Source organism: Pseudomonas mandelii (genome assembly GCF_006438925.1).
Taxonomy (GTDB): Bacteria; Pseudomonadota; Gammaproteobacteria; order Pseudomonadales; family Pseudomonadaceae; genus Aquipseudomonas; species Aquipseudomonas mandelii_C.
The window spans coordinates 236,965-254,185 of record NZ_RCZA01000013.1 but is presented as its reverse complement, the minus strand read 5'-3'; the positions used below and the strand labels follow the sequence as shown (position 1 = coordinate 254,185).

At 57.2% G+C, this 17,221-nt stretch carries 7 protein-coding genes and 2 pseudogenes; 3 read left to right on the top strand and 6 right to left on the bottom strand.

What is annotated here, in order from left to right; translation table 11 throughout:
* Positions 1-8,649, bottom strand: coding sequence for a GH36-type glycosyl hydrolase domain-containing protein (locus EAH74_RS27115; RefSeq protein WP_140682472.1), 8,649 nt, complete (start codon positions 8,647-8,649; stop codon positions 1-3).
* Between the two features lie 965 nt (positions 8,650-9,614).
* On the bottom strand, positions 9,615-9,755 hold the full coding sequence (locus EAH74_RS33455) for a hypothetical protein (protein WP_240050569.1): 141 nt from the start codon (positions 9,753-9,755) through the stop codon (positions 9,615-9,617).
* Between the two features lie 405 nt (positions 9,756-10,160).
* On the opposite strand from EAH74_RS33455, the gene EAH74_RS27105 reads away from it, so the two are divergent.
* Entirely contained in the window at positions 10,161-11,306 is a 1,146-nt protein-coding gene (locus tag EAH74_RS27105) for an asparaginase (protein WP_240050568.1), read from the top strand.
* Here EAH74_RS27105 and EAH74_RS27100 read toward each other — a convergent pair.
* Positions 11,266-12,070, bottom strand: a pseudogene (locus tag EAH74_RS27100) (hypothetical protein). The gene EAH74_RS27105 and the pseudogene EAH74_RS27100 sit on opposite strands and share 41 nt — an antisense overlap.
* 991 nt (positions 12,071-13,061) lie before the next feature.
* On the opposite strand from EAH74_RS27100, the pseudogene EAH74_RS27090 reads away from it, so the two are divergent.
* Positions 13,062-13,241, top strand: a pseudogene (locus tag EAH74_RS27090) (L-serine ammonia-lyase, iron-sulfur-dependent, subunit beta); the annotation flags it as partial.
* A gap of 155 nt (positions 13,242-13,396) precedes the next feature.
* Here the strand turns inward: EAH74_RS27090 and EAH74_RS27085 are convergent.
* Complete coding sequence (locus tag EAH74_RS27085; RefSeq protein ID WP_140682466.1) at positions 13,397-13,663, bottom strand: hypothetical protein; 267 nt, start codon at positions 13,661-13,663, stop codon at positions 13,397-13,399.
* Positions 13,664-14,187: 524 nt separating this feature from the next.
* On the opposite strand from EAH74_RS27085, the gene EAH74_RS27080 reads away from it, so the two are divergent.
* On the top strand, positions 14,188-14,418 hold the full coding sequence (locus EAH74_RS27080) for a hypothetical protein (RefSeq protein ID WP_140682464.1): 231 nt from the start codon (positions 14,188-14,190) through the stop codon (positions 14,416-14,418).
* A 339-nt stretch (positions 14,419-14,757) separates the two neighbouring features.
* Here the strand turns inward: EAH74_RS27080 and EAH74_RS27075 are convergent, their stop codons facing one another.
* A complete protein-coding gene (locus EAH74_RS27075; protein ID WP_140682461.1) occupies positions 14,758-15,771 on the bottom strand; it encodes an isocitrate dehydrogenase in 1,014 nt (337 codons plus the stop codon).
* Positions 15,772-16,259: 488 nt separating this feature from the next.
* A complete protein-coding gene (locus tag EAH74_RS27070; protein WP_140682458.1) occupies positions 16,260-17,021 on the bottom strand; it encodes a YoaK family protein in 762 nt (253 codons plus the stop codon).
* Positions 17,022-17,221: the final 200 nt, after the last annotated feature.

Sequence of the window (17,221 nt, the reverse complement as noted above, 5' to 3'; positions counted from 1 at the left end):
CTATTCATCGGCGGCATGCTCGAATTCCAGCGCCTGAGGCCTGGGTGACCGGGCGCGACAATCTACCCGGACCCAATGCTCCAGACCTCCGTCATCCAGTGTCAACGCAGCGTCACTCAATGGCTGGCCATCGAGGGTCATGGAGGTGAAGGTCGAACTGCCCTGACGCACATCAAAGTGGTAGAGGGTTTTGCCGAAGCGGTAGTGCAAGATGAAGCCCGGCCAGTCGACGGGTATCAGCGGTTCGATTCTGAGCGTGCGGCCACTGCGTTGTACGCCCAGCAATGACTCGACAATCAGCCGATACATCCAGCCCGCAGAACCGGTGTACCAGGTCCAGCCACCTCGGCCTGCATGGGGCGCGGCGCCGTAGACATCCGCGGCCATGACATAGGGCTCGACCTTATAGGTGTCGATTTGAGCGTTGTTGGCAGGGGCGGCGGGGTTGATCAGATTCAGCAGTTCCCAGGCTTTTCCGGCTTCACCCAGCAGCGCAAACGCCATGCCCGCCCAAACGGCAGCATGGGTGTACTGACCTCCGTTCTCGCGCACGCCTGGCACGTAGCCTTTGATGTAGCCGGGGTCCAGGGTGCCCTTGTCAAACGGGGGATCCAGCAGCAACACGGCGCGGATGTCATGTTTGATCAGATGCTCATCCAATGACTGCATGGCCTTGATCTGGCGGACGGCAGAGCCGGCCCCCGACAGCACTGACCAGCTTTGAGCAATGGAGTCGATACGACATTCTTCATTGCTCGCGGAGCCGAGCATTTGTCCGTCATCGAACCAGGCGCGGCGATACCAGGCGCCGTCCCAGGCCGTTTTATCGAGGTTGCGTTGCAGTGTCAGCGCGCTGTCGCTGCAGCGTTTGGCAAATGCGTGATCACCGTGCAGGCGAGCGGTCACCGCAAATTGCTCCAGCACCTGATAGCTGAAGAAGCCCAGCCAGACACTTTCACCTGCACCCAGGTGGCCGACGCGATTCATGCCGTCGTTCCAGTCACCGGAGCCCATCAGCGGCAACCCATGATGACCGCGGCGCAGGCTGTGTTCGATGGCCCGCACGCAGTGTTGATACAGGGACTCTCGCAGGGGCGATACACCGGGGAGGTCATAGTAGGACTCTTCGCCGGCCACCAGTTGGCGTCCTTCCAGGTATCCGGCGACCTCTTCCAGCACACCCACGTCTGCGGTCATTTCGACATAGCGGTTGGTGGCGGTCACCAGCCACAAAAAGTCATCGGAGCAGGCGGTGCGGACCCCTCGATTCATCGGCGGGTGCCACCAGTGTTGCACATCGCCCTCCACATACTGATGGCCGGCGCACAGCAACAGATGCGCGCGCACGGCTGCCGGATCGGCATGGATCATCGCCATGCTGTCCTGCAGCTGATCGCGAAAACCGATGGCGCCACCTGACTGGTAGTAGCCGCTTCGGGCCTGGAAACGGCACGCGATGACCTGATACATCAACCAGCCGTTGACCATGACGTCGACCTCAGGCGCGCCCGTTTCAATACGAATCGCCCCGAGCAATGAGCGCCAGTGTTCCCGTACTTTATGCAATTCCTCGGCGGCCACCAGGCTGCCCCGATAACGCTGCACCAGCTGGGTGGCGGCGTTACTGGAAGACGCCGCCCCCAGACGCAGGATGACTTCCCGGGTATCGCCCTCGCCGAGTTCGATCGACACTTGCAGGGCTGCACAAGGGTCCAGACCGCCGCCCATGCGCCCGGACAGACCGGCGTGCTGCATCGCTGCCGGTGAGGCGAGGGTGCCATTGCGGCCAATGAATTCAGTACGGTCACCGCTGACACCGTGATCGATCGTGTCGGTGTCAAAGAACGCCACCCGCTCGGAAAACTCCACCGAATAGGCGTTGCGGGCGAAGAAAGCCCCGCTGGCGGGATCCGATTGGGTGACCACATGCATCGCCGATTTGCTGCGCAGATCGCCCAGCACCCATTCCACATACCCCGTGACCGACAATGACCGGCGGCGTCCCGAGCGGTTGCTCAACACTAGCCTCGAGAATTTGATCGGCGCATCCAGTGCCACGTAGATCCACAGCTCGCTGTAAATGCCGTCTTCTTCATGTTCGAACACGCTGTAACCGAAACCGTGACGGGTCTGGTACGGGCCTTGTCCAGGGCAGGGTTGAGGCGCGGCAGACCAGAAGTGCCCGGTCTCTTCATCACGCAGGTAAATGGCTTCGCCGCTGCGATCGGTGACCGGATCGTTGTGCCAGGGCGTCAGGCGAAATTCATGGGCGTTTTCGGCCCAGGTATAGGCACTGCCGGCTTCCGAGACCACCGTGCCGAGATGTGCATTGGCGATCACGTTGACCCAGGGCGCGGGTGTCGGATCGGGCGCGAGCCCGGTGATGATGTACTCACCGCCATCGGCGCTGAAGCCGCCATATTCGTTGCTCAACAGCAGGAAGGGACGGTTCGGTCGTACCGATGCCGGCCGAGCCTGAAAATGCCGGGTCGCCACAAACGGCGCGTGCACCGGTGATACTTTGCGCCGATGAATCTGTTCGGCCAGGCTGCCCAGATCTTCGCTCAGCACCAGCCTGGCAACCGAGAGGAACAGCACGCGATCCTCATTCGACATCTGCTGCGCGGGGCGCACAAAAATACCGCCCGGGCGATCCAGCAGAGTGGCTTCACTGCCTGAGGTGATAAGGCCGAGGATCGCGTCTTGCAGTTGCTGGCGATAACCCGCCTGATCTTCGTTCCAGATCAGCAAATCGACCACCAACCCCTTTTGCCGCCAGTAGGCGTGGGCCTGAATCAATTGCTGCACCAGGGCGATGTTGTCCAGGCTCTGGATTTGCAGCAACACGATGGGCAGGTCGCCGGAGATGGCCTGACCCCAAAGCCCCGGCTGATTGCGGCGATTGGCAATCAGCACCGCATGGTTGGCGCGCATCGAGGCGTTCGCGTAAAGCAACGACGAGGCCATCTGCTCGAACAGACGGGCATCGGACAACGAGGCGTTGAGTTGACGCAAAAGCACCTGGCTATGGGTCCAGGACAGGTCGAACACGCGGTCGGCGAGGTGGCGGTCGCGGTATTTGTTGATGAGGTAAAGGCAGTCATCACGGCTGTCGGCGACACCGGTGACCAGGTCGATGGTGGCCTGTTGGCCGGGTTGCAGGGTAATCCTGCAGCGAATCGCGATCACCGGATCGAGCACCGGGCCTGCACTGCCTGACAAGCGCTGGCAATCGGCATCAAGGGCGGCAGGTGACACAAGGCTGCGTCCTCGGCCGATGAACTGGGCGCGATCGGTTTCGTACGAGATCGCATCGATGTCCACCCCGTGTGCCGCCAGCAAATGGCACATCCACGGCGTCGGTTCATCGCTGGCCCGGGGGCGGCGGCTACAGATAATGGCCTGAAGCGCAGGCAGTAATTCGGTCTGCACGAACAGCTTGCTGAACGCCGGGTGCATCGCGTCGTTGACCGGGGTTGTCAGCACGACTTCGGCGTAGGTGGTGATCTCCAGTGTCTTGGCCGAAGACGCTCGGTTGGTGACATGCAGGCGGCGCAGTTCGATGTCGTCCTCAGGCGAGACAACAATCTCCAGGTGCGTGTCGAAATCCAGGTTGCGCGCACGGAACTCTGCACGGGAATCGCAGAAGATCGCCTCGTGGCTCTCGGGTTGATGCATCGTCGGTTGATGCGCAGCCGACCAGACCGTGTTGCTCTGGACATCGCGCAGGTAGCAGAACATCCCCCAATTGTCCTGTGAGGTGTCCTCCTGCCAACGGGTGATCGCCATTTCATTACGACGGCTGTAACCACCGCCGCCGCTGGTCAGCATGACGTGGTAGCGACCGTTGGAAAGCAACTGCACGGCCGGACGCTTGCGTCCCGGATCGGAGAACACCCGAAGCCCCGTATCCTGGCCTTGACCGACATCGCCGAGTACCGGCGACTGTGCGGTTTGCAGGTACGGCGCGGCGGATTTCGGCACCCGCTCCTGTAGCAGCAGCAGGGCTGATCGCAGCGCCGGGTCGGCCTCGAAACGCTGTTGCATGGGTTGATCGAGCAGTCGGCCGGTCAAGGCCAGCAAGCTCATGCCCTGGTGGTGAGCCATGAACGACCGGACCACGACGAAGTGTTGGCCGCGGGGTAAGCGGGCCTCGGTGTAATCCACGGCTTCATACAGACCGAAACGTCCGGCGGAGCCTTGCAGGGCGAGGCGTTGCAGGTTCTTGCAGGCCGCATCGGCATCGACCATCAACGCCAGGGCGCTCGCGTAGGGCGCTATCACGACGTCATTGCTCAGCCCGCGCTGGAGCCCCAGGGCCTGAACGCCGAAGGCGCGGTATTGATAATTGAAGTGCGCGTCGACGGTGGAGTAACCCGACTCCGAAACGCCCCACGGAATGCCCAGCCTGTTGCCCTGTTCGATCTGCACTGACACGGCGGCGCGGCAAGTCTGATCCAGCAGGCTGCCCTCGAAGTTGGGCATCACCAGCATGGGCATCAGGTATTCGAACATCGAGCCCGACCAGGACAGCAACGTCGGTACGCCCGCGTTTTCACTCAGCAGCCTTCCCAGGGTGAACCAGGCGCGTTGGGGGATTTGTCCCTGAGCGATGGCCACGTAATTGGTCAGCCGCACCTCGGACGCCAGCAGGTCGTAGTAACCCGTGTCGAGCCTGCGCTCCTCGGCGTTGTAACCGATGACAAACAGGTCACGCTGGTGGTCGTAAAGCACCGAGAAATCCATCTGCGCCAGCAACGTGGCCAATAACGCCAGACGCGTCAGGGTTTCCAGACGCTGCGCGGCGTCACTGCGGACCCGCTCGATTTCAGGGTGATGCTCGGCGGCCCAGTCGGCGGGGTTCAGGCTGGCCAGTTGACGCAAGGTGCGAGGCGATTCAATCGTGACCGAGGGGGCAGGGAGGCGATAACGCTGCAGTTCTTCTGTCCAGTCGATGCATTGACGGGTAAACGCTTCTCGCCAGTAGAGGCTTTCCTCGTCGGTGTCCGCTGGTTGGCTGGTGACCATGATGTGAGCCGTGTGCAGCAGGTCTGCCAGCGCCTCAGGGGTCGCAATTTGCGAGATCGGTTCAAGACCTTTTCTCAGTGGCAGGGCGTATTCATCCGCCCCCGAGGCGCGTTGGGAATCTGCAAGGATGTCCAGGGTATCGCGCAGGCCCTTGATCACGGCAGGGCCGAACATCGGGGCGTCTGCCAGCTGCGCAATGCCGGTGCTCAAGGTCAACAGCAGACCCGCCAGGTTGCCACTGTCGACGGTGGAGACGTAATGCGGACGCAGCGGCTCGAGGGTCTGCGTGTCGTACCAGTTATAGAAATGCTGCCGATAACGCTCCAGACCGTCCATGCTGTCCAGCGACGCCGTAAGCCGGGACAGCAGTCGTTCGGTGCTCAAGTAAGCGAAATCGTGAGCGGCCAGGTGGGCGAGCAGCGACATGCCCATATTGGTCGGCGAGGTGCGATGGGCAATGGCAGGCCTGGGGTCTTCCTGCACGTTGTCCGGTGGCAGCCAGTGATCCTCGGGCCCGACGTATTGATCGAAGAACGCCCAGGTCTTGCGCGCCAGCAACCGCAGGAAGCGCAAATCATCCGTCGACGGTGCGAACACCGACTGCTTGGGTGCCGAACTGAGCCACCAAGCGATCCAGGGGCCTACTAACCACGACAACAGCAGCGGACTGGCGATGGCCAGCGTCTGCGGATCCTTCACCAGCAGGGCCAGTGAGATCAGGGCCGACACCGGCTCGATCCACATCTGGCGATAGAGGCCGGGCAGCCGGTTTTCGGTGGTTCGCTCCACCTCGCGCGAGGGCTGCCATTGCAACAGCCGGCGTCTGCTGAAGCCGATTCGCCAGAGCGAGCGCAGGATGGCGTCAGCGCTGTAGAACATCTCGAAGGGCAGCCAGGCGAGCGTCAGACCAGCCCGGGCGAGGTCTTGTGCCAGATCACCCAGCAGCGCCCTGAGGTACTGCCCATAGGGCACATTAGCGGGGGGCTGCATCAGATCGGTCACCGCTCGCAGCAACGGTTGAATCACCATCAACCCGATGACAGTCAGGGTCCAGTTCATTGGCTGACTGCTGGCAAACCAGCCCCATGCGAACATTAGCAACAGCGCCAGCGGTTCCAGGCTGCGTCGCAGATTGTCCAGAATCTTCCAGCGTGCCATGACGCTCAGCCTGTTGCGCACCCACTTGCCGTCGGCATTGCGCGCCCAGGGCAATGTCCACGGCAGCAGTTGCCAGTCGCCGCGAACCCAGCGATGCCGTCGTTTGACATCGGCACCGTAGTGCGAAGGGTATTGCTCGTAGACTTGCACGTCGCTGAGCAGGCCGGATCGTGCATAACACCCTTCGATCAGGTCGTGGCTGAGAATCTGGTTATCCGGCAAGCAGCCTTCCAGGGCGCAGGTGAACGCGTCCACGTCGTAGATGCCCTTGCCGATGAAGGAACCTTGCTGGAACAGGTCCTGGTAAACGTCCGATACCGTGCGAGTGTAGGGATCGACGCCGGCATCACTGCCAAACAGCCGGGCGTAGATCGAGCGCGTGGCGCTGGTCAAGCTGATGCCCACTCGCGGTTGCAACACCGCGTAGCCGGAAATGATCTGCTCACCGTCACTGTCGAACAACGGACGATTCAACGGGTGCATCATGGCCGCCACGCATTGGCGAGCGACATCGCGCGGCAGCAGGGTGTCGGTGTCCAGCGTGATCACGTAACGCACCCCGAGCAATGGCGTGATGTCGCCGACGATGGCGTTGAAGCGTTCCTCTCCATGGCCACGCAACAGGGCGTTGAGTTCAATCAGCTTGCCGCGTTTGCGCTCGTGGCCCATCCACACACGTTCGCTCGCATTCCAGCGACGCGGCCGATGCAGCAGAAAGAATCGGTCGCTGAATCCGTCCGCGTATTTTCTGTTGAGCAGGGTGATTGCACGGGAGGCTTGTGTGAGCAGCTCGGCATCTTGTGGCTGAGACTCTTCAGGCGCATCCAGAAAATCACTGAGCAACGCGAAATACAGGTTGCTGTCGCGGTTGGCGAGAAACCGCACTTCAAGACCTTCCACCAGTTCGTCCACGTCTGCCAGGCTGGCGATCAGCGTCGGGATCACCACCAGGCTTCGCGCGCCATCGGGAATACCGCTGGCAAAATCCATTTTCGGCAGCATCGTCGGCAACAGACTGAACGTCACCAACCAGTTGATCAGGCTGATCGCCAGTCGGCTGGTCATGATCAGGCAGGGAATCGCCATCATCAGAAGCGCCGCATCGGGCATCCCGTCGCGCTGCGCGGAGGCCAGTAAAGGCCAGGCGAAGATGAGCGTCAGAACAGCCACCGGCGCCAGATAAAACATCAGCGGCGACTGCTGCAACAACCGTTTCCAGCGCTCATGAAGCGGCACCCTGGCATTGAGTCGTCGCTCCAGCGTCGGCAGCCCTGCGCTGATCAGGTAATACCCGACATGGCGCGCCAGCAGTTCGCAGGGGACTGAGGCGGTTCCGGCCGCGGCGAGATTGATCGCGGCGCGGGCGACCTGGATTTCCGAGTGCTGGGGGCTTCTTCGGGCAAGGCGTTCTATGACATGCCGATAGCTGTCGCGGGTACTGAAATCCATCGCCCGGTAAATTTCTGCCGGGTCTTCATTGAGAATCTGCTCAACATGACTCATCGACTCGACAAACTCGCGCCAGTCCGTGGCGGACAGGAGGCGCAAACTGCCGATGCTGTTGCCAATCGACACCTGATCCGCTGCCTGTTGTTGCGCATCGAGCTGCACCTGGCGTTCGATGCTGGAGCCTGTCTCACTCAGCGTCTGCTCCATCCAGTTCAGCGCCAGGGCCAGTGCCGCGCTCTGGCCCTGCAGGCGGCGGGTGAATTCGGCGACAAAGGCGGCGGTCATCGGCGGTTCGGAGCGGGCCATGTCGGCAACGGTCAGCACCACGCTTTTGATGTCTCGTTCCGAGGTTTCGATCAGGTGTTCGGCCCAGTCATCGGCCAGATTGCGCTCGTCGGCGTTGGCCATGACCCTGGAGGCCACTCGCCGCAGGTTTTCGATCAACGCCAGACGCAGCATGATCGGTATCGCCCACAGTTCACCCAGCGCAAGGGGCATCACTGTCTGATAGGAAAAAATGAAGCGGCTCAGGCTTTCCTCATCGACTCGACCGTCGCCATGGGAGATGGTCTCCAGCGCGATGTCATAGACGCGAGGCAGCCCCGCCGACGGGCCGTTGATCAGGCGTGGCAACTCACGGCTATAGCCTTTGGGCAGGTGCGTTCTGGCGGTGCGAATGTTTTCATCGATCAGATAGTAATTGTCCAGCAGCCATTCCGCTGCCGGCGTCACTCGTCGGCTGGACACTTGCGCGTTGGCCAGCGCCGTGCTGCTGCGTTTGAGCAACTCCTCGTTGTCATCGAGCCTGTGCAGCATCGAGTCCCGTGCGGACAGCGTGGTCAGGCGATGCTGCCCGGCCAAGGCGATGCCGTGACTGGCCATCTGATCGGCGCTGAAAAGCTCCGAGCGCAATATGGGCTCGTATTTGAATCGGGGTGGAGGAAACAGACGGGTTCGCCAAAAACCGGACGAGCGAGAAAATACCTTCTGTAGGCGTGTCCATATGCTGTTCATAAGGTCCTGAGCCTGAAACGCATCATACAATTGCGTGCATTTTTATAGGTGCGCCAACGCATTGCGCCAGCACCGAGCAGCGCTTGGTGGACGTAGCTTTTCAACTTGAGTGTGGAGACTTGGAGGGCTGTTCGTCTGTTCGCTGGCGAACATAACCATCGCTCCTTGGATGCGGTCCACATTGCAGGCGGCATTGCTCGGACGCGGGGCGGGATTTATCCAGTCTCTCCGCGTTTTGTCGACCCCGCATTGGCGGCTAGTGAACCGCAGGGCTCATTTTTGGCTTTGCCGGCCTGATACGGCTATCAGCGCAGGCGGAGTAGTTCATCCGTAACGGTGTTCGATGGAGATGAACTACCTCCTGCATCCGCACTCAACCGCCCGACGGACAACTGTTCTTCGATGGCGGTGAGGCCCGCCTATGGCAAAAACATGGCATCTATCGACAACTTTAGAATTGAGTCACCCAAGCATTTATTGGAACTGGACGCCACCACAGTGGGAATGTTGATGCTAGTATCATTTAAATGTGTGTCAGGATCCGATTGGGAAGTTGCGACCGAAACGGCATGTTGCCTATGAACGTTGAGACGCCTTTATAAATTTCCCAACAGGGGCCGGTCTTGATGATGCCGTCTGATGACTGAGCAATTTAATTGACTGCTTTTGGCCGATTATTGCCCTTGACGAGAGGCAGAAAACGACCCAAAGCGGTCAGTCGTGACAGGTAAAAAGCGACCGAGTGAAGTCGTTCGCTTCGCGCCACGCTCGACTGAGATATGCGCGCCCCTTTTTTGTGTGAGCTGCCTCATCAATCAGAGATAGCTCAAGAGAAACCTCATCCGTAAGGCGACCAAAAATCTCAGGCTCGAGGTCATACTCGATAAACCTTTTTGTTACCGTCTCTCTCAGCCGCGAACAGCTGTCCCAGTCTAACCAGGAACCTCTCCCTAGCCGCAAGCTTGCTAGTCTTTCCGCATCACGCGAGAGCCGCTGGGATACAGCACGTCGCCAATCTCCAGCAAGGCCAGCTCGGTGACACGAATACCAGTGGTGTGAGTGAGCCACAACAGCATCACGTCACGCTCTGGCAGACGGCCAGTCATCTGGTACTGGTGAATCGTTAGATATGTACCTTCTTAGAAACACACCCTTAGAAGCTCGTATGCATTGCTCGAGAGATGGTCGATGACTTCTCTATCAAAGCAGACAAAGGAATTGGATTTCTGATCAGCGCAGAGAACTGTAGATAGAGCTTGTGTGGGCGGCTGAGGAGTTGATTATCGCTGGTCAATCCTTTTCGGGGTTTCCCATTCTGCTATGGGACTCTATGGAGAGTGTCGTCCCGTTCACAACTCTTCAATTGTCTTCATCCATGCCCCTTCTGAATGTTCAGATTTTCTCGTGTGAGATAGACGCTGGTACCAGCAGCGCATAAGATTTGTCGCAACAACATTCTCATTGCTGCTTGAAAACCCAATCCCAACACAACAAAAAATTTGGATGGATGAATGGAAGTTTCGATCGGAACCCTTCTCAGCGCTTCGGCTACGCGATATGGCGATAAAACCACCCAAGTTGCCAACGGGCGCAACTATTCATGCATGAGGACATTGAGAAAAACGCTTGTAACTTTGGCGATATGCCTCGCGGCGATGGATGCATCGGCCCAAGCACAACCTGTGGTGCAATTCATCGCCACGGGCGGGACGATAGCCATGAAGATCGACCCGGTGACCAAAGGCGTCGTCCCCGCGATTTCGGGAGATGACCTGATGCAGACGGTGCCGGATGCCGGCAAATACGCGATCGTCGAAGTCAACAACTTCTCGAACATGTCGGCCAACTATGTCGAAGCGAAGTGGTGGACACGTCTCACTAAGGCCGTTGATGATGCGCTCGCGCGTCCCGAGGTCGCCGGCGTCGTCATCGCGCACGGCACCGATACGATGGAGGAAACGGCTTACTGGCTGGACCTGACCGTCAAGTCCGACAAACCGGTGATCCTGATCGGTGCGCAGCGTAATGCATCCTCGCCCGATTTCGATGGTCCGCGAAACCTGCTCAATGCCATCCGCATTGCTACCACGGCGCAAGCCCGCGGCAAGGGCGTGATGTTGGCGATGAACAACCAGATCAATGCGGCGCGCAGCGTCACCAAGACTCACACAGGAGATGTCGAGACCTTCAAGTCTGGTGACTTCGGCTTTCTTGGCGAGGTCTGGGAGGACAAGGTCATCTTCACTAACGCACCGCTGCGCCGCCAGCATATCGACATCGGTACCGCAGAGATGCCGCGCGTAGAGATTCTAGCCATGTTCGGTGGGGCCGATGGATCGCTGCTGCGCTATGCCGTCGACCAGGGTGCCAAAGGCATCGTGGTGCAAGCTGTTGGCATGGGCAACATGAACGTCTCTATGTTCGAGGCGGTCAAGTACGCCCTTTCGAAGAACGTACCGGTGGTGGTTGCGACCCGAGTGCCCAACGGCCGCACGATGCCGGTCTATGGTTTCGTTGGCGGCGGCAAGACCAGCTACGAAGCAGGTGCAGTGATGGCCGGCGATCTGAGCCCTCAAAAGGCGCGCCTGCTTCTCATGCTCTTGCTGCAGAGCGGTATCAGCGGTCAGGCAGAACTTCAAGCCGCATTTGATCGCTAGTACTAGTGCGTAGATTCGAGGGTGCCGTCGAAGCTTCTCCGTGGGCCGCAACGGGAGCCATCTTGAGTTGCAGGCTGGTTTCTACGAGAGGCGGCGGTGCAGTAGCGGGGAGTCGGGCGAGAACATTTAAGATGTGATCGGCGTTCAGACTTCCCGACTCAAGCACCCGTTTTACCGCTACCAGCACCGGGTCGAAACCGGCAATGGGCACAGCCGCCAGTATCTGCATCATGATCCGATCACCGTTGCTGTGACGTCTTAGGTCCCCTTCGATGAATGGGATGTAATGCTGCCAGCCAAAACTGACCTGACCTCGATCAAAGAGGCGCTCGTGGCTGGCAATCATTGCAGCATCGGCATCATTTCGACCGCTCCTTGCCTTTATTGACCTGTCGACAGCTGTTTTCATGTTGTCGTAGACGCCGAAACGCGGCACGCCACGAGCGTACAAACGCCGTGAGCTGGCTGTAGCCGCCGTCATAACCCTCGGCCTTGATCTGCTCGAAAAGTGCTTTGGCACTTCTGCGGTTGTGCTTTGCCCGGAACGAATCGGCTTTCAGTGCCTGTTCCGGCGTGTCGTGGAATGGGCTGAGTTGATTGACGGTCGCGCACCGCTGGTACGCCGGCTGAGTGGCTTCGTGCGCTCTGACCCATTTTCGAAGGGTGTTTCTCGACAACCCGGTACGTTCGGCTATCTGGTGCAGCGAGAGCTTGTCGCGGAAGTACATCCGCCGGATTTTTCCCAATATTTCCATGCTGATCATCCTGTGTTCTCCTGCTCGAAAAGTGAGCAGAAGCCGTTGAACACCCGGGTCAGTTTTGGGTCAGCGACAACAGGGCAGCCGCCGATGTCGGTGTACATGAATGTTGTGCACCAACGCGCCACATGCCGTGAGGCGTTACCATGGAAATACGACTATGCGGGAAGGGAGTTACTCAGTCGTTCCGCACATAAAAAGACGAAAAAAGTTAAATTAGGTAAGTATCTGATTTATGGACGATAAAACACATGTAACGGTTAGTAAGGCTCCGAAATCAATGAGCGCTTTCCGATGCAGCCCCGTAGGGCTGTTCGGCATTTCCGTTATGGATGGAGATCGCTGATGTGCATGCTTCACTCAGAGTTTCGCTCCAACCGATTATAAAGGTCGGTGAGTCGGCAGAAGCCCTCCGGGTTTGCGTCTTCCCCAATATGCACCTCAGTGATCATGTCTAGGCTAACATCTCCAGGAAAACCTACCTCTACATGAGGTACCACTCGCTGTGACCAAAGTTGCTCGACTTTCCATCCCGACCAAGAAATAAGATTGGGATAGTGCTCAGTAGAGAGGAACATCACTACCGCTGGGTCATGCGGTGAATGGCTAGAGTTGGCATGCATCTGCTGCTGTGAGCATTCGCTATCGGGCGAAACCAGAACCGCGCTGACCGTCTGCTTTTGGCCGATTGTGTTGAAAAAGTCGGTCCTTCCAGACTGCCCGCTTACTGACTGCTGAAAACGCCTTTTTTGCGCGCAGCTACGCGAAATCTGAGCCCGGAATCCTCTGCTCAAAGTAAAGATTTCAATCTCCAGCGCGTACTTTTCTGCCGTGGAAACCATGGCCGACTGTTTTCAACAGAATCGGCCGATAGCAGCCTGTGGCACCGAACTTATTAGGACATCTATTTTTCGAGGAGGGGCGAAACTGACACACAGAGCTACTTAGCAACGCTCGACCTGACAGGCACGACTGGAGACCCGGTAACTGTCAGATCAATGCCATGGGCTCGGTGAAGGCCATCAACGCCGCGCGCCTTGCTTTGCGTGGTGATGGGCAACATTTCGTCTCGCTCGACAAGGTGATCCGCACCATGCGTCAAACGGGAGCAGACATGAAAAGCAAGTACAAGGAAACCGCGCGAGGCGGTCTGGCGGTGAACATTATCGAATGCTGAATCAGGTGATACCCGAGGGCAGAGTGATCTGCCCTAATCCAAGAACAGCTCGAACATGAGCTGCCGCAACCACCGAGAAAATCACCTTTTTCCCAAGGGTCAATTTTCAATCGGCAGGGTGGGTCAGTTTTCAATCAGCGCCGACAGGAAGCCCTCTATTCAGTTTTAAGTGTTGATACAAATGTAACCAGCGAAGGATCTTTTTCAGCATTTTGCTTGTGCCTGCCGATGAAAATCCACTCGTCCTCTGTCCAAAGAATTCGTGCTGTTTTAGGTGCTTTGCAGTCAAACACAACCTGATAGATTTTCGTTTCTCGCTGCTGGACGACGACGCATAGCTCAAAGCAAACCAGCAATTGCTGCCCGGGTTCCAGAGTTGGCGCATTGAGCGGAACACACATAATGATTTCTGTTTTTCGCATGATGACTTTCGTCCTTAAAATTCAGAAACCGTAGGCGGTAAATCAAAAGCAAATGCGATCCGTTGCGGCGAGGAACTCATCTCATGCGTTTGAGCATGACGCCATATGTGCACTTCAAGGTGCAATCATCTCGGTCAAATAAGTCACTTTGGACCCGTACAGAGAATTACCTTCAAAGCATGGCGCTGATAGCTCATTGTTGATCGCGAGAGCTTTTTATGGCTCGGTTTTGTTCTCGATCTGGCCGTCAGAGCCTTTTATCACTTGAAGTTCACCCGCAAGGTCGTGTGCGTTCAAAGACAAAGCATCGGGCGGGGCCGCTCTGGCCGGCGTGCCTCATGGGTTAGGTGGTTCTGCTCATGACTAGCCTCCGAGGGCTCATATGTGCATAATATTATCATGCAGTGATAATAGAAAGGCAATCTGCTCGCCCTTGCCTCAGGCTGGGACGAAGTTTTTTGCTCAATTGCAGGGAGGCAAAATCACGCATGAGAACGGAAATACGTGAGCGCTTGGAGAGCTGCATGAAACGTGAGGACGTAAAAATCAAACACGTTGAAGGTATTCAGTTTGACACCCATTTAATCGCCAATCCGGCCAACACCCAGGAGTGGATTGCCTTCTTTAAAAAGGAAGCAGGGCGAAGCTTTTTCCTGGTCAATGACAACGAAGAGATTGAACCCTTCCGACACCTTGATGATTTGATTCATGAACTGCGTGAAATCGGTATCAAGGTTGCTGAAATTCATTTTTGAATTCTTTTTCCCTGGAGTGTCGTCATGTCTGTCAGGGTCGAACATCTGTCTAGTCAGAGTGAAGATCTATGGTCCGTGTGTGTAGGTGCCCGGCGAATTCAGTTCCGCAATGAGCAGGGCGCAAAAGACTACGCGGCAAAGTTGAAAGAGCGTATTGACGCTCCGCATCTATACCCTTATGCGGTGCCGATAATCGATGGCAGAAATCGCAGTAAGTAATTAAATGTTAAGCCCTTGTTTTATTTTAAAGATTGAAGCAGATGGTCCTGGTCACTAATGATGGCTTCGAGGTCTTGATATAAAAACGCCAGCTCTGACTGAGCTGGCGATTATGTCTATCTAGTCACGCAAGTAGGCCACCAAGGCGTCAGCGAAGGACTCAGTCGTACCGGTTCCCCCCATATCCGGTGTCACTTGATCGCAGGAGGTTTGCAGGACAACGCGGATAGCGGTACGGATGCGTGTCCCTTTGTCTACCATGTATAGGTGATCAAGCATGTCCGCAGCCGCCAACAACAATGCACAGGGGTTCGCGATGTTCTTGCCCGCGATGTCCGGTGCCGAACCGTGGACCGCTTCGAAGATGGCCGCATCGGCGCCGATGTTAGACCCAGGCGCCAAGCCCAATCCACCCACCAGGCCTGCGCACAAGTCTGAAAGGATGTCACCAAACAGGTTGGTGGTGACAATGACATCGAATTGATGGGGATTCATCACCAGCTGCATACAGGCGTTATCGACGATCATCTCGTGAAATTCGATCTCCGGATAATCCGCCGCAACCTCACGCGCGACCTCAAGAAACAAACCGGAGCAAGACTTGATGATATTGGCCTTGTGCACCGCGGTAACTTTCTTACGGCCTTTGCTACGAGCCAGCTCGAACGCGTATCGCACGATGCGTTCGGAGGCTGTGCGTGTGACGCGAATGCTCGCCAAAGCGACTTCGCCGTCCGATGAAATACTTTGTCCTTCGGGTAAGTACGCCCCCTCGGTATTTTCGCGCACCGTGATGATGTCGATATCTTCGAAGCGCGAACGGGTCCCTGGGAAACTGATCGCTGGTCGGACATTGGCGTAGAGATCGAAATGGCGGCGAAGGTGAACGTTGATCGATGAGAACCCACGTCCAATCGGTGTCGTCAGAGGGCCTTTAAGTGCGATGCCATGTTTGGCGATCGTGTCGATGGAGGCGGGTGGCATCAACTGCCCATGTTGCTGCAGCGCCTCCAGGCCGGCCTCTACGAAGTCGTAGCGAAGATTGCAGTCAAGGGCATCGAGTACGCGTAGCGTCGCTTGCATGATCTCAGGGCCGATGCCGTCGCCCTTGATGATTGCGATTGTTCTGCTCATGGTCTCTTCCTTAACAGGGCTTTGTCAGCCTGCTGTATTGATTGGGTCATTGAGACTGGTGTCACGAGTCTGCTGATAGGCGTTGATGGTCTGACGGCTTTCACCGCGCCAGTGTGCTGTGTTTCATCCTCCGCGCCGTGACTGCGCAGGTCATCGCGGATCAAATGACGGGCGTCCTGAGAGGGTGTCAGATCTCGCGCCGCACAGAACTACTCGAGGATGCTGCTGCTACGGGGCGAGCTACCGGGTCAAGCGTGCCGTCATTGCTTCTGTGAATATGCGCATTACATTAACATACAATGATAATGCATTGCGGTGACAAGGAGCGTTTTCGTCTTGAGGCGGTAAGGTGTTTGAACGTCTGTGCGTTACATATTGAAGTGGCTTTCAGGCAGGAATAAAAGAGCACGAATTGTGGCTCGAATCGTTCTGGTAGTCGTACCGCCAGGCCAAAACCAGCGGACTCGCGCTCATCAAAAGTCGTTGGCTCACTTTCGTATGACGCGGCGGACAAAAAGCCTGACGTCATCAAAGGCGGGCACGATTGCCAGCGTCACCAGAACCATCGCGAGCGGTACCGTTGAGATGTAACCAATGTGTTTGAAGCCAAATGCACCCACCACGCCGCCGAAGAAGAAATTCAGTGCGAGCAGTATCAGTATTTTGAGCCGGGTCCGATTGGCGAGAACTTTTGGATGGGTCGATGTGCTGACGGCATTCCAATAAAACAGTTTTCCAAACTCGATACCGATATCCGTGATGATGCCGGTGATGTGAGTCGTTCGGATTTCGGCTTTGGAAATTTTGGTGATCACCGCATTTTGTAGACCCATGATGAAACACAGCAGCATCACGGTGACGGACACGAACAAACCATCCACGGTGGAAAGCTGAGCGCCCATAAATCCAAAGCAGATGAGCAGAAAGGCTTCGAACAAGAGGGGCACTGCAAATTCACTGTGCAACCGTCTGCGTCGGGAGTAATTGACCATGACTGCAGAGCACGCAGCCCCAACCAGAAAGGACAACAATGCGCCGGCGCCACTAAGCACCAGGTCGTAGGCTCCCAGTACACTGTTGTCTGCCATCGAAGAGACGATGCCTGTCATGTGTGAGGTGTACTGATGCACTGCCAGGAAACCGCCAGCGTTGATTGCTCCCGCGACGAAGGCCAAGGCAAACCCAAGCTGTCGGTTTGCGGTTGTGGTACGCCTTCGCCCGGTGAGGCTCCTGACATATTTGATCGGCATTTATTCACCCTTGTCTCAAAGGTATGAGAAGCAAAAAAGCCAACCGATTACGCATATCTGATATCACCGGGTTCTCGCGATTTAGACGGGTCTGCTCATTAAGTGTTGAAGCTGTTGGCTGTTGTTTCTTCTGATCGGTGAACAGGATCGTCTGCTGGAGCAGCAGAGGGGGCTTAAGTGATCAGCCAAAAAGCAGATGA